Below are 13,840 nucleotides of genomic sequence, written 5' to 3' on the forward strand. Positions count from 1 at the left end.
ACCGGAATGACTTTCCGGGTCCGGTTGTTGTGAGGAACGAGGCTCAACGGTGCGCCGTTTCCTCCCGAACAAGCACAGGAGCACCTTCATGTCCTTCAGTCCTGCACTGACGACCGCCCGTCTCGCCGATACGCGCGTCCCCATCGTGGACGAGCTCGCCAGGCGCTGGAGCCCACGCTCCTTCGATCCTGAGGCCACCGTCTCCGACGCCCAGCTGGACGCGCTCCTCGAGGCTGCGCGCTGGGCGCCGTCAGCGAGCAACAACCAGCCACGGCGCTTCATCGTCGCCCGGCGGGGGACGCACGCGTTCGACGCGATGGTGTCAGCGCTCATGGGCTTCAATGCAGCATGGGCGCACCAGGCCTCGGCGCTGATCCTGGGGATCGCCGAGACATCCACGGTCGACGGCGACCCACGCCCCTACTCCGAGTACGACCTCGGGCAGGCCGTGGCGCACCTGAGCATCCAGGCAGAGAACGAAGGTCTCGCGACCCACCAGATGGCGGGTGTCGAGTGGGACAGGATCGTCGCCGCGTTCGACCTCACCGAGAACCTCAAGCCCATCACGATCACGGCTGTCGGCACAGTGGATGACGCGGACAAGCTTCCGGAAGCGCTGGCGGAACGGGAGACGGCTCCGCGGACGCGCCTGCCGCTCGAGGAGCTCGTGCTCCTGCGGAGCTGAGTGGCGACCGGCGGACCCTAGCCGCGCAGGGCTGCCCGTGCGGCATGCCCGATGGCCGCACTGTAGGTCGGGTAGGCGAACTTCACGCGCGCGAGCGTGGCGAGGTCCGTGCCGCCCGCCATGGCGGAAGCCACGGCGGTGATGACCTCGACGGCGTTCTCGCCGACGGCGTGCGCGCCGAGGATCAGCTCGCGACGGCGATCGACCACGAGCTTCAGGAAGCCCTGCTCGCGGTCGTCGATGATGGGGCGCTCGACGACGGCGTAGGGCACCGTGACCGCGTGGCATTCGGCGTCGCGCTCCCGCGCCGTCGTCTCGGTGAGGCCCACGCCCGCATAGTCGGGATCGGTGAAGCCGCCCTCGGGCAGGAGGTGGTGGGGCGTGGTGCGGTTGGCGCCCAGGACGGCGTTCTCCGCCGCCGTCTCTCCCTCGAACACGGCGGCCTGCACCAGCATGCTGCTGCCGTTGGCGTCACCCGCCACGAAGATATGTGGGACGTTGGACCGCAGGTACCCGTCGACCGGGATGAACGAGCGGGAGGTTTCCACGCCTGCCACCTCGAGGCCCAGCCCGGAGAGGTTGGCGGGCCAGCCCGCCGCCATGATGACGGCATCGACGGACCGGGACTGCGGTCGGCCGTCGCGTTTCCAGGTCAGGACGAGGCCGTCCCCCTCCCTGCTGATGCTGTCTATCCCGCCGATCCCGGTCTCCACCTGGACGCCCTTGCCGGCGAAGCTGGCTGTCACGGCGGCGGCGACGTCCTCGTCCTCCGTCATCAGGATGCGCGGCGCGAGATCGAGCAGGAGCACCTCCGACCCCAGGGCGTCGAAGATGGTGGTCATCTGGGCGCCGGTATGTCCGCCGCCGATGATCGCCACGGAACCCGGCAGTCGCTCCAGGTCCAGGACCTCATGCGGCAGGACGGCGAACTCCGCGCCCTCGATGGGCAGGCGGCGCCCGCTTCCTCCGATGCAGAGGATGATCGACGCGGCCGTGACCTCGCGTCCGTCCACGACGACGGAGTGCTTACCCGTCAGCTCCGCATCGCCCTCGATCAGCTCTATGTCCAGGCGCTCCATCGTGGGGCCGTACCCCTTCGCCTCGAGGACCTTCGCCACCGTGGCGCGGACGCGTTGCACGGTCTTCTGCCAGTCGACCGATGGTTCGGCGACCACAATTCCATAGTCATAGGCCGTCCGGACCTCACGGAACAGGCGGGCGGTCTTCGCGAGCACGCGGGTGGGCACGCAGCCGGAGTTCACGCAGGTACCTCCGAGGGCGGACCGCTCGACGACGGCGGTTCGCGCCCCGAGTTCGGCGGCGCGGGTGGCTGCCGCCATGCCGGCGGGTCCACCACCGATGACGAGGACGTCGAACGTGTAATCCATGGAAGAGCTCCTTCAGTCCGTGCACCGGTGGCTCCACCCATCCTGCACCTGTATACGGCCAGGGCCGCAACGTGCCTCCACCAGCGGCGGAGTGGTGTCCCTCGGCCGTCCTTGCGCCTAGGATCGAAGCTTGGAATCGACACACACCGATCTGCCGGCAGGGGTGGGCGGCGGGGGGAACCGCGACGGGCTGCAGGCGACAGTCGACCCCCACCCCACCGCCTCCGCCTACCCTTCCGACGTGCCGGCCGACAACCGGTAGGACGTCCGCGCCGTCGGGTGCCCTGTCCGGCGCTCGGGCCGGGACAAGGGCCGGACCTCCCGATGCCGACCCGGCACCATCGTGGTGCCACCCCCAGACCCACGGCCTGCACACCGCCGGCCGCCCTCGAGAACTCCCCAGGAGAAACCCTATGAAGACCGTCAATGCCTATGCAGCGCCGTCCGCCACCGAGCCGCTCATCCCCACCACCATCGAACGTCGCGACGTCGGAGCGAAGGACGTGCTGATCAAGATCGCCTACGCCGGCATCTGCCACTCCGACATCCACACGGTGCGCGGCGAGTGGGGTCCGCAGCAGTACCCGCTGACGGTGGGCCACGAGATCGTGGGCGTCGTCGAGGAGGTCGGCACCGAGGTGTCCCGGCACAAGGTCGGCGACCGCGTGGGTGTCGGCTGCATGGTGAACTCGTGCGGCGAGTGCGCCAACTGCCGACAGGGCGAGGAGCAGTACTGCCTCGAGGGCAACATCGGGACCTACGGCGCCAAGGATGTCGACGGCACCATCACGCAGGGTGGCTACTCCACCCACGTCGTGGTCGTCGAGAACTTCGTGCTGTCCGTTCCCGAGAGCATCCCCTACGAGGCCGCAGCGCCCCTGCTCTGTGCCGGGATCACCACCTATTCGCCCCTCAGCCACTGGAACGCGGGCCCGGGCAAGAAGGTCGCCGTCGTCGGACTGGGCGGTCTCGGCCACATGGCCGTGAAGATAGCGCACGCCATGGGTGCCGAGGTCACCGTCCTGTCGCAGAGCCTCAGCAAGGAGGAGGACGGCAAGCGCTTCGGAGCCACGGACTACTACGCCACCAGTGACCCCGGAACGTTCTCGAAGCTCTCCATGACCTTCGACCTGATCATCAATACGGTCAGCGCGAAGATCGACCTGGACGCATACCTCTCCCTCCTCCGCCTCAACGGGACGATGGTCAACGTCGGAGCGCCGGCGGACGCCCTTCCCCTGCACGTGTTCACGCTGTTCAACCAGCGGCGCTCGTTCGCGGGCTCCGGCATCGGCGGAATCCGCGAGACCCAGGAGATGCTCGATTTCTGCGCCGAGCACGGCATCGCACCCGAGATCGAGGTCATCTCGGCGGACGCCGTCAATGAGGCTTACGAGCGAGTCCTGTCCTCGGACGTGCGCTACCGGTTCGTGATCGACGCGGCCACCCTGGCGTAGGTCCGCGATCTACCTCAGGGGCGGAATACTTCCCGGGTGCTCCGCCCCTGCGAGGGCGCAACCGACCAGCAGATATGCTGTGCATCACGTGGCCTGTCTCAGGGCGGCGTTCCGACGGTCCTGGTCCGGCCGCGCGGGAGGACAGCGATTCTTCTGATGGGTAGTGGGATGGGCGAGGCGCGGATGCACACGGTCGCGGGTAGGTTAGCAGCGCTGTCCCCGGCGTCCCTGCATATCCTGTTCGGCCTCCTGCTCGCTGCCGCCGCCGTCTTCGGTCGGCACACCAACCTCGAATCGACCGGACTGGCCCTTGTGTGGCCCGCAGCCGGTATCGCCTTCCTGTGGGGCCTCTGGGCGTCCCGGACCCGGCGGGATCTCCTCATCGCCCTCACCGCCGGCCTGCCCATCCTCGCCGTCGTCAACCTGGTCACCGGCCTCAGCGTGGTGCTCGCACTCGCGGTGGCCCTCGGAAGCGCCGCACAGACGGCGGTGGCCGTCGCGTTCTTCCGCCGGCTGGTCCCGGACATGAGCGTGCGCACCGTGGGCGACTATCTCCGTCTCGGCGCCGTCGCGCTCGTCGCCTGCTCGGTCGGCGCCCTGTTCATCGTGGTCGGCAGCGCCATCGAGGGGTCGGCCGAGCCGCTCGCCGCCTTCATCCCGTGGCTCGTCCGCCACGCGGTGTCGCTGACCGCGCTCGGCTCGCTCGGTATCGTCGTCGCCGCCAGCATCACGGCCCGTGCCGAGGGGCAGACGCGTGCGCCGCTCTCGGTGGCGCGGCGGGGCGAGTACGCGTTCCTCATCGTCATCTCGGTGATCCTCTACGTCGCCACGTTCGGTTCCGGTTCGGCCCTCCCGATCGCGTACACCACCATCCCCGCCCACATGTGGGCCGGGCTCCGGCTCCGTTCGGGCTGGGCCATGCTGCACGGGCTGGCCAGTGGTGCGTTCCTCGTCTACTTCACCCTGGAACGGCGGGGTCCGTTCCAGGACCTCGATCCGGGCATCGCCGCCTATGTCGCCCAATCCTTCATGTTCATCGCCTTCTCGCTCTCGGCCGTCCTGGCCCTGAGCATGGACGAACGGCGTCGCCTCATCGACCGCCTCTACCGTGCCAACGAGGAGGCGAAGGCCGCAGCGGAACTCCGCGACCTCGTGATCGGCAGGATGAACGACGGCGTCCTGGTCGTGGGAGCGGACCGGAGCCTGATCTTCCAGAATTCGACCAGCGAGCGGTGGCTGGGCGTCATGGCAGCCGGTCCCGGCGAGGTGCTGACGCGGGATTACGAGATCACCACCCCGAGCGGCCGCCGGCTGGCAGAGGGGGACAATCCACTGGACCTCGCGCTGCAGGGGACGGTCACCGAGCGGATGGACCTGAACCTCACGCACCACTCCGGGGAGGTCATGCACCTGTCGGTGGACGCACTTCCGCTTCCCGGAGACCGCGGCGCCGTCGTGGTCCTCCGCAACGTGACGCACGAGCGCCTGTACCAGCGGGACCTCGGCAGGTTCGCGTCCGTCGTCGCCCATGACCTCCTGACGCCCCTGACGGTCTTCGACGGCTGGCTCGAACTGCTCGAGGACCCTGACCTGCCGCCCGCCGAACGCGAGGCCAGTATCGGAAGGCTCCAGCAGGCGAGCCTCCGGATGCGGACGCTGATCCGCAACCTCCTCGCCTACAGCCTCGCCAAGGAGGAGCGGTCCACGGCATCGAGGATCGACGTCGGCCGCATGGTGGACGGCATCATCGACCTCCGTACCGCGCTACCGGGCACACAACTGCCCGAGGTGCACTTCGAGGTCGACGCACCGCATCCGGTCTACGCCGACGAGCGCCTGTTCCTGCAGCTCATGGAGAACCTCGTGGGCAACGCCATGAAGTACGGGAAGACCGACGGTACGGGCGAGGTGACGGTGACGACGTCGGTGGACGCGCGCACCGGCAGGACCCTCGTGCACGTGCGGGACAACGGCATCGGTGTCCCCGAGGGCGATCTGGAGCGGGTCTTCGAAGAGTTCCACCGTTCCGAGAACGGCCTGGGCCAGGCCTCGGGAACAGGTCTCGGGCTCGCGATCTGCCGCCGCATCGCCGAGAGCCACGGAGGGTCCATCAGCGTGCGGAACGTCGAGGAGGGCGGCGCGGAGTTCACCGTCAGCCTGCCGGGCGCACCCGACCAGCTGCCGGAGGGCATTCCCCTGGCCGAGGTGGGCGAGGTGGAGGCGCCGAAGGTCCCGGCATCCTGATCCGGCTCGCGACCGGTTAGCTCCCGGAGCGCGGGTACAGCTTCGGCGAGCCGCCGTGGCCCTTGCCCCCGCGGAGCCCCGCGAGCACCTCGGCCATCGCCTCGCGTGAGGAGTGCCGGGCCGCCCAACCGAGCTCCGTCCGTGCCCTCGAGGTGTCCATCACAGGGCACTGGGAGGCCATATCAATCCAGCCCGGATCCGTCCGCTGGACGCCCACCCCCCAGCTCGCGCCGACGATCCACCGGAGCAGGCGCACCGGGAACCCGATGACGCGGCGTGCTCCCAGCAGGTCGGCGACCCGCTCAGGCGTCAGTTCCGGTTCGGCGGCGATATTGAAGGCACCGGAAGCGCGTCTGGCCACGACACGCCAGTAAGCGTCGGCGATGTCCTCGGCGTGGACGGCCTGGAAGATGAAGGCCGCCGGTATCGGGAGGAGGGGCAGGGGCAGGCCACCCAGGAGGATCTTGGGGACGAGCGGCCCCAGGAAGTAACGGCCGATCTCACTGCCGGCCTGGCGCTGGAAGATGAGCCCGGGACGGAGGCGAGCCACCGGGATCTCGGGGTAGTCGTGCTCGAAGGCGTCGAGCAGTCGTTCCTGCTCCGCCTTGTGACGGCTGTAGTGCGAGGTGTCGATGCCGCCGGTGGGCCAGGATTCGTCCTTACGGGTCTCCTTGTCCGAGGGGGAGTAGGCGCCCACCGAAGAGGCGCACACGACGTGGCGGACACCGGCCGCCGCGGCGGCCGCCAGGACATTGGCCGTGCCGGTCACGTTGGTCCTGTGCATGAAGGCCTCGTCGCGGTTCGGCTGGATGGCCCAGGCAAGGTGCACGACGGCGTCCACGCCGGCCAGTGCGACCGTCAGCGCCGTCCGGCCTTCGTCGGTGCCGATGTCGATGGCATGCCAGTCGACGTCGTCGTACGGTGCCGTGGCCGTATCGGGGACGGAGCGGGCGACACCGGTGATCGAAATGCCGCCAGTGTCCTCGGCGGTGTCGTAACCCGTGCGCTGGATGGCCTCGCGGTCCGAGGCTGCACGCTGGAGTCGGGTGAGGACTGCGGTGCCGACGTTTCCGGTGGCGCCGATGACGGCGATGCGCATGCGCTACTCCTGGGCCTGGTGGTTCGGGGGACGCGGACGCGCACCGATCGGGACTGGACTACTAAGTAAGCTTATGGTGCAGTTGAAGCAGACGTACAGACGTAGTAATTGCCCGACACCGATTCCAGGGCTCTACCGGGAGGTTTCCGTGAGCAGTAACAGCAGGGTCCAGAACGAACCACGAAGTGAAGCGGGCAAGAAGGCCCAGACCGCGCCCGATCCGAACGACCCCCGTAAGCCGGATGATCCCAACGACGTCAAGAAGCCGGCGTGGAAGTACGTGTTCAAGCGCTCCATCAGCGAGTTCGGCAAGGACCAGTGCACGGACCTCGCCGCGGCCCTGACGTACTACGCGGTCCTCGCGATCTTCCCCGGTATCCTGGCCCTGCTGTCCCTCCTGGGGCTGTTCGGGCAGGCCCAGAACACCACGAACCAGGTCCTGGACATCATCGGGCAGTTCGCCCCGCCGGACACGCTCGAGACGATCAAGCCCACCATCGAGGGGCTCGCCTCGAACCAGGCCGCCGGCCTGACGTTCGTCATCGGCCTCCTCGGCGCCATCTGGTCGGCGTCGGGCTATGTCAATGCCTTCTCCCGTGCCATGAACCGCGTGTATGAGGTGGAGGAGGGCCGGGGCTTCATCAAACTGCGCCCCCAGATGCTGCTCATCACCGTCATCGTCCTCGTCCTCATCGTGGCGATGGGATTGATGCTCGTGCTGTCCGGCCCCGTCGCCGAGGCCGTCGGCAACACCATCGGCCTGGGCGGCACCGCCCTGGTCATCTGGAACATCGCCAAGTGGCCTGTCCTGGTCATCTTCGCGGTCCTCATGATCGCCGTGCTGTACTACGGCGCCCCGAACGTCAAGCAGCCCAAGTTCCGCTGGATGAGCCTGGGCGGTTTCATCGCCCTGATCGTCCTGGCCATCACCACGGCGGCGTTCTCCCTGTACGTGGCCAATTTCGGCAGCTACGACAAGACCTACGGGGCCATCGCCGGCGTGATCGTGCTGCTCCTGTGGATCTGGCTCGCGAATCTCTCGCTCCTGTTCGGCGTCGAGTTCGACGCCGAGATGGAACGCGGACGGCAGCTGCAGGGCGGTATCGAAGCGGAGGAGACCATCCAGCTTCCGCCCCGGGATACGAAGGCTGCGGAGAAGAAGCAGGAAAAGAAGCTGAAGCTCATCAGGGAGGGCCGCGAACTCCGCGAGAAGTACGGGCGTGACTCGGGCCAGCGGTAGGCCCGACCGACAAGATGCACCAGGAGGCCCGGCCATGTCAATGGCCGGGCCTCCTGTCTGCCGGCGGACCTAGACTTGCAGCATGACCGATACGCAGCAGGCCGACACGTCAGGGCACAGCACCAAGGGGGCCTACGTCACCACCGGCGAAGAATTCACGCGGGACACCCAGTACATCGAGACGAGGATCACCCGTGATGGCGCGGACGGCTTTCCCGTCGAGGCTGGACGCTACCGCCTGATCGCCGCCCGCGCGTGCCCCTGGGCGAACCGGGCGATCATCGTCCGGCGGCTTCTCGGGCTGGAGGACGCGATCTCCCTCGGCACCCCCGGTCCCACGCACGACAGCCGCTCCTGGACCTTCGACCTCGATCCTGACGGGCGTGACCCGGTGCTCGGTATCGAGCGCCTGCAGGAAGCCTTCTTCAAAAGGGATCCCCATTACTCACGGGGCATCACCGTGCCCGCCGTCGTGGACACCACCACCGGGGCGGTCGTCACCAACAACTTTCCCCAGATCACCCTCGACTTCTCCAGCGAATGGACCGAATTCCACCGGGAGGGTGCGCCGGACCTCTATCCGGAGGCGCTCCGAGAGGAGATCGACCTCGTGAACAAGCGGGTCTTCACCGAGGTGAACAACGGAGTGTACCGCTGCGGATTCGCCGGCTCGCAGGAGGCGTACGAGGCCGCCTACGACCGCCTGTTCACGGCGCTCGACTGGCTAGAGGAGCGGCTCACGGCCCAGCGCTTCCTCGTGGGGGACACCATCACGGAGGCGGATGTCCGTCTGTTCACGACGCTGGTCCGCTTCGACCCCGTCTACCACGGCCATTTCAAGTGCAACAGGAACAAGCTGACGGAGATGCCGGCGCTGTGGGGGTATGCCCGCGACCTGTTTCAGACGCCGGGCTTCGGCGACACGATCGACTTCGACCAGATCAAGCAGCACTACTACATCGTCCACGAGGACATCAATCCCACGGGGATCGTGCCCAAGGGCCCGGACCTCGCCGGGTGGACCACTCCGCACGGCAGGGAATCCCTGGGGGGCCGGCCCTTCGGCAACGGCACTCCGCCCGCCGCCGCGTAGCCGCGAAAGGGCTGTCGCGCAGCTGTCGTGACAGCCCCTTCATGGCCCGACCCCCTTCCGTATTAGGCCACAAACTCGTTTCGTAATTGCCCAAAGCATAGGCTAGCCTTACTTCAGACCGATCATCCGTCCGAGGGAGGCACCGTGGCAGTCCAGGCCGCCGCCCTCCAGGACGCCCCCGGCCGGCGGCCTGTGGGTCGCCGTCGGTCCTCCAACCCACGTATCCTCGCGAAGCTCGCCATCACGGCCCTCGTCCTGCTCGCATTCTGCATCGCCTCGCTGATCATCGGTGCCCGATCAGTCGGCATCGGCACCATGATCGACGCCGTCACCGCCTTCGATCCCACCAACGGTGAGCACGCCGTCGTCCTCTCGCGAGTCCCGCGCACCATCGTCGGACTCCTCGTCGGGGCTGCGCTCGCGACGGCCGGAGCAGCTCTCCAGGGCGTAGCCCGCAATCCGCTCGCCGATCCCGGCATCCTCGGCATCAATGCCGGGGCTTCCTTCGCCGTCGTCGTGGGCATCTACCTGTTCGGGCTCAGCAGCGCCTCCGGCTATATCTGGTTCGCCTTCGCGGGCGCCGGCGCGGCGGCACTCGCCGTGTACGCGGTAGCGAGCCTCGGGCGCGAGGGCGCGACGCCGGTCAAGCTCGCGCTGGCCGGTGCGGCCCTGGCAGCAGGGCTCGCGAGCCTCACCAATGCGGTGCTGGTCTCCAGCCAGGAGACGCTCGACGCCTTCCGCTTCTGGCAGGTCGGCACCCTCTCCGGCCGGGGATGGGACGTCATCGGGGCGGTGGCACCCTTCCTCCTCGCGGGCCTGGTGCTCACGCTCGCCACGGGCAAGGTGCTCAACAGCCTGGCACTCGGGGACGACGTCGCCCGCTCCCTCGGCCAGAACGTCGGCCTCGCACGCGCGATGACCGCCCTCGGAGTCGTGATCCTCTGTGGCGCGGCGACCGCTGCGGCAGGTCCGATCGCCTTCGTCGGGCTCGTCATCCCGCACATGGTCCGGCTCGTCGTCGGCGCCGACTACCGCTGGATCCTCCCGTTCTCCGCCCTCCTCGGGCCTGTGCTTCTGCTGGGCGCCGACATCATCGGCCGCGTCATCCTCCCGCCGGGCGAGGTCCAAGTGGGCATCATGACCGCCGTCGTCGGAGCGCCGGTATTCATCTGGCTCGTCCGCCGCCGGAACATGGCCCAGCTGTGAGCACCTCGGTCAGGAGCGTTCCCGCTGTGCCCCGCAGCTCGCCCGACCGCGGGGAGGGGCTCGGCGCCATCCGGGCCCGACGGCGTCGCACCACCGCGACCCGCCTGGGCGCGGTGGCGGGCGTCGTCGTCGTGCTGTTCGCGGTGAACGTCCTGCTCGGCACCTATACGGTCACCATCCCCGATTTCCTGCGCATCCTCGGTGGCGCCGATATCCCGGGTGCGAGCTTCATCGTCTTGGAGAACAAGCTGCCACGCGCAGTCATCGGCCTCCTGATCGGCGTGGCCTTCGGTATGTCGGGTGCGGTGTTCCAGACCATGCTGCGGAATCCGCTGGCCAGTCCGGACATCATCGGTATCAGCTACGGCGCGAGTGCCTCGGCCGTGGCGGCGATCGTCCTCTTCGGAGCCGCGGGCACCGCGGTGTCGTTGTCGGCGCTCATCGGAGCCGTGGTGGTGGCCGCGGCGATCTACCTCATCTCGCGTCGCGGGGGAGTGGCAGGGTACCGGCTCATCCTGGTGGGCATAGGTTTCGCGGCGGTCATGCACGCCCTGGTCAGCTTCCTCATCACCCGTACCGACCTCCGCACCGCCTCGGAGGCCGTCCTCTGGCTGAACGGCTCGCTCAACTCGAGCAACTGGGACCGCGCCACCGTGCTCGTCGCCGCCCTCGTCGTCCTGCTGCCCGCGGCCGTCATCCTGTCGCGCAGCCTGCAGGGCCTCGAACTGGGCGACGACGCCGCAGCGGGGCTCGGGGTCCGGGTCGAGGCGTCGCGGCTGGGACTCCTGTTCACCGGCGTCGCCCTTGCTGCCTTCGCGACGGCCGCCGCGGGCCCCGTCGCGTCCATCGCCTTCCTGTCAGGACCCATCGCCCGGCGCCTGCTCGACCACCGGCCCTCGCTCGGCATGGCGGGGCTGGTCGGTGCGGTGATCGTGCTCGGCGCGGACTTCGCTGCGGCGAACGTCCTGCCGGGGACCTCGCTGCCCGTCGGCGTCGTGACGGGCGCACTCGGCGCACCATTCCTGCTGTGGCTGCTCGCCACCGCCAACCGCAGAGGCCAGGGAGGCTGAAATGGGTCCACGCAAGGATCCGACGGCGGCGAACACGCTGTCTGCCGAGGGGCTGACACTCGCCTATGACGAGCGGACGGTCGTGGACGGACTCACCGTCGAGCTGCCCGCGGGCAAGGTGACCGTCATCGTCGGCGCGAACGCGTGCGGGAAGTCGACCCTGCTCCGTGGTCTGGCCCGGCTGCTCAAGCCCGTGGACGGCACAGTGGTGCTGAACGGCTCCGACATCCACTCACAGTCCACGAAGGCCGTCGCCCGAGTCCTCGGCCTGCTCCCGCAGACGCCCGTGGCCCCGGACGGCATCAGCGTCGCGGATCTGGTGGGCCGCGGCCGCTACCCGCACCAGGGCTGGTTCCGCCAGTGGACACCGGAGGACGACGACGCCGTCGCGACGGCACTCGAGGCAACCGACACGCTGGGCCTCGCCGACCGCAACGTCGACGAACTCAGCGGCGGGCAGCGCCAACGCGTCTGGATCGCCATGGCACTCGCGCAGCAGACCGGCATCCTGCTCCTCGACGAGCCGACCACCTTCCTCGACGTGACGCACCAGGTCGAGGTGCTCGACCTCATCACGGACCTGAACCGGCGCTCGGGCACCACCGTGGTGATGGTGCTGCACGACCTCAACCTGGCCGCGCGGTACGCGGACCACCTGATCGCCATGCGCGACGGTCGGATCGTGGCACAGGGGCCACCGTCGGCGGTCGTGACCGAGGAGACGGTCTCCGGAGTCTTCAACCTCGAGTGCCGCGTCATCGAGGACCCCGTGTCCCGTACACCGATGGTTGTTCCCATCGGCAGGCACCACGGGCCGGGGACCGCCATGCCTTCCCCGACCTCCCCCACCGCTGCGGCGGTGCGGGGCTACCGACCCAATCCGCAGGACACGGTTCCTGCACGAGTGGAGGCAGCATCATGACCGACGTGACAGAGCGGACCGCGAGGCGGACCGCCGCCGATACCGAGCCGATGGTGCTTGCGTTCGACGTCGTCGTCACCGCCGTCCAGGACCTCACGGCGACCTTCCGCCGCATCACCTTCGGGGGAGCCTGCCTCGAATCGTTCGGCGTCGCAGGGGACACCCTGGACCTCCGGATCAAGATCGTCATCCCGTCCCCGGGTCACGACTGCCCGGACATCGCCGGCATCATGAGCGGCGGCCCAGGCTCGAGCTGGTACCAGGCGTGGCTCGGCATGGACGCCGAGGAACGCGGTTCCATGCGCACCTACACCGTGCGCGAGTTCCGGTGCGGTGGTGCGAACCCGGAGATCGACGTCGACTTCGTGATGCACCTGGACGGCGACGGCCGCGGCGGGCCTGCGGCGGAGTGGGCTGCTGCAGTCCGGCCAGGTGACCGCGTCTGCATCATCGGCCCCAACTCGTCGGCGGCGCAATGCACGACGGCGGGCGCCTACGGTGGCATCGAGTGGAGCCCGGGCCTCGCGCAGCACGTCCTCCTGGCGGGAGACGAGACGGCCGTGCCCGCGATCAGCGCCATCCTCGAGGCGCTTCCCGAGGACATCAGCGGACGGGCGTTCCTCGAGGTGCCCCACGAGCGGGATATCCAGCGGATCGCGACGCGATCATCGGTGGCCATCACCTGGCTGACGCGGAGTGGCCGCTCGCACGGCGAGCTGCTCGAGGCCGCGGTCCGCGACGCCGTCCGCGTACCGGGCTGGGTCTCGCTCTCGGGATCGGGGGCCGCGAGTGGCGGCAGCGAACCGGAGGATGTCGACATCGACCGGACCATCCTGTGGGAGACGCCCCAGCGCCTCGAGACGGCCATCGTGGAGTCGACGGTCAACCCGGGGCGCCTTGCCGGCACCCAACCCTTCTACGCCTGGATCGCGGGAGAAGCAGCCGTAGTGCGCGGACTGCGCCGGTACCTGGTGCGCGACGTCGGTGTCGACCGGAAGCAGGTTGCCTTCATGGGCTATTGGCGCAAGGGCCGGGCCGAGCTCGCCTGATGGGGGACGGAGAACCTGGCGCAGGTTTTCCCATGCCTTTCCGCAGGTTCCCGATGACGGAAGAGATTATGGCACGGATCATCCACAGTTGGGATAACGGAATTGTTACATCGTGTTCCGTGGCCTAGGGTTTGAGCAGTCGAAGCTCGTTTCTTGAACCAGGTCCGCACGCTTAACCCTGTCAGCGGACCGCCTGAACAATCTGTGACAGGGGTGGAGGATCCACATTCCGGCGGTGCGAGCCGCCTCGGGGTGAAGCCCTCACGCATTGCTTATCAGCACGGTCTTCCTGCGGTCTGCCGCAGTTCGGCCGCGCCGAGGGGGCCGAGTCAACTCTTGCTCGAATCCGACAGCTAACTTCGCGGGCGTCCTCAGAGAGGTAAGCAG

Annotated in this window: 12 protein-coding genes and 1 riboswitch; of the genes, 10 read left to right on the plus strand and 2 right to left on the minus strand. The window is 68.5% G+C overall.

Translation table 11 applies throughout. The features are described 5' to 3' along the window. Positions 1–88 precede the first annotated feature (88 nt). Complete coding sequence (locus RCH21_RS04410) at positions 89–685, plus strand: nitroreductase family protein (protein WP_326963362.1); 597 nt, start codon at positions 89–91, stop codon at positions 683–685. 17 nt (positions 686–702) lie between these two features. Here RCH21_RS04410 and RCH21_RS04415 read toward each other — a convergent pair whose 3' ends face one another. Beyond that, positions 703–2,073, minus strand: coding sequence for a dihydrolipoyl dehydrogenase family protein (locus tag RCH21_RS04415; protein WP_326963363.1), 1,371 nt, complete (start codon positions 2,071–2,073; stop codon positions 703–705). Between the two features lie 130 nt (positions 2,074–2,203). On the opposite strand from RCH21_RS04415, the gene RCH21_RS04420 reads away from it, so the two are divergent. From RCH21_RS04420 to RCH21_RS04430, 3 genes are all read left to right on the plus strand, one after another. Then, the gene (locus tag RCH21_RS04420) at positions 2,204–2,335 is read left to right on the plus strand and encodes a hypothetical protein (protein ID WP_326963364.1); all 132 of its coding nucleotides are present in this window, start codon (positions 2,204–2,206) and stop codon (positions 2,333–2,335) included. A gap of 151 nt (positions 2,336–2,486) precedes the next feature. Further along, positions 2,487–3,530, plus strand: coding sequence for an NAD(P)-dependent alcohol dehydrogenase (locus RCH21_RS04425; RefSeq protein WP_326963365.1), 1,044 nt, complete (start codon positions 2,487–2,489; stop codon positions 3,528–3,530). A gap of 156 nt (positions 3,531–3,686) precedes the next feature. Then, a complete protein-coding gene (locus RCH21_RS04430; protein WP_326963366.1) occupies positions 3,687–5,774 on the plus strand; it encodes a sensor histidine kinase in 2,088 nt (695 codons plus the stop codon). A gap of 16 nt (positions 5,775–5,790) precedes the next feature. On the opposite strand, the gene RCH21_RS04435 is transcribed toward RCH21_RS04430, so the two are convergent. Next, complete coding sequence (locus RCH21_RS04435) at positions 5,791–6,873, minus strand: NAD-dependent epimerase/dehydratase family protein (protein WP_326963367.1); 1,083 nt, start codon at positions 6,871–6,873, stop codon at positions 5,791–5,793. Positions 6,874–7,021: 148 nt separating this feature from the next. Between RCH21_RS04435 and RCH21_RS04440 the strand changes: the two genes are divergently transcribed. The 6 genes from RCH21_RS04440 (at position 7,022) to RCH21_RS04465 (ending at position 13,453) form a co-directional block, all read left to right on the plus strand. Beyond that, a complete protein-coding gene (locus RCH21_RS04440; protein ID WP_326963368.1) occupies positions 7,022–8,113 on the plus strand; it encodes a YihY/virulence factor BrkB family protein in 1,092 nt (363 codons plus the stop codon). A gap of 82 nt (positions 8,114–8,195) precedes the next feature. Next, the gene (locus RCH21_RS04445; protein WP_326963369.1) at positions 8,196–9,206 is read left to right on the plus strand and encodes a glutathione S-transferase family protein; all 1,011 of its coding nucleotides are present in this window, start codon (positions 8,196–8,198) and stop codon (positions 9,204–9,206) included. Positions 9,207–9,428: 222 nt separating this feature from the next. Next, positions 9,429–10,412 carry a FecCD family ABC transporter permease gene (locus RCH21_RS04450; RefSeq protein ID WP_326963773.1) on the plus strand — a complete coding sequence of 328 codons (984 nt, stop codon included), beginning with the start codon at positions 9,429–9,431 and terminating at the stop codon, positions 10,410–10,412. 26 nt (positions 10,413–10,438) lie between these two features. Beyond that, positions 10,439–11,482 (plus strand): FecCD family ABC transporter permease, encoded by a 1,044-nt coding sequence (locus RCH21_RS04455; protein WP_442784663.1) that lies wholly within the window; start codon positions 10,439–10,441, stop codon positions 11,480–11,482. 1 nt (position 11,483) lies between these two features. After that, the gene (locus RCH21_RS04460) at positions 11,484–12,404 is read left to right on the plus strand and encodes an ABC transporter ATP-binding protein (protein ID WP_326963370.1); all 921 of its coding nucleotides are present in this window, start codon (positions 11,484–11,486) and stop codon (positions 12,402–12,404) included. Continuing rightward, positions 12,401–13,453 (plus strand): siderophore-interacting protein, encoded by a 1,053-nt coding sequence (locus RCH21_RS04465; RefSeq protein WP_326963371.1) that lies wholly within the window; start codon positions 12,401–12,403, stop codon positions 13,451–13,453. Before RCH21_RS04460 ends, RCH21_RS04465 begins: the two co-directional genes overlap by 4 nt. Before the next feature lie 180 nt (positions 13,454–13,633). Then, positions 13,634–13,837: riboswitch (cyclic di-AMP (ydaO/yuaA leader) on the plus strand. The last annotated feature ends 3 nt before the right edge of the window (positions 13,838–13,840 follow it).

Origin of the sequence: Arthrobacter sp. PL16, from assembly GCF_035985055.1 — a bacterium.
In the GTDB taxonomy this organism is placed as follows: Bacteria; Actinomycetota; Actinomycetes; order Actinomycetales; family Micrococcaceae; genus Arthrobacter_D; species Arthrobacter_D cheniae.